1 pseudogene is annotated in these 226 nt (G+C 81.9%); it reads left to right on the top strand.

What is annotated here, in order from left to right:
• Positions 1-226, top strand: a pseudogene (locus tag QWY29_RS20720) (hypothetical protein); the annotation flags it as partial.

The raw sequence follows: 226 nt of genomic DNA, 5'->3' as shown, positions 1-226 counted from the left end.
GGCGACGACGACGGCGACGTCCCGGGCGCCACGCCGCTGGACCCCGCCGCCGGCCCCGCACGACGTACGCCGGCCTCCCGGCCGCGCCGCCGCCGCACCCAGCTCGTCGCAGCCGCCGCCGGGGTGGCGGTCGGCGTCGGCGGCACGGTGGTGGCCCAGCAGCCGTGGGCCGACGACACGAGCGAGGCCCCGCGCCTCTCCGCGGTCGACCCCCACAAGCACGCCA

Origin of the sequence: Nocardioides abyssi (genome assembly GCF_030412915.1) — a bacterium.
GTDB classification, from domain to species: Bacteria; Actinomycetota; Actinomycetes; order Propionibacteriales; family Nocardioidaceae; genus Nocardioides; species Nocardioides abyssi.
Note: the sequence above shows the minus strand (reverse complement) of the source record. Positions and strands in the feature narration are given on the sequence as shown.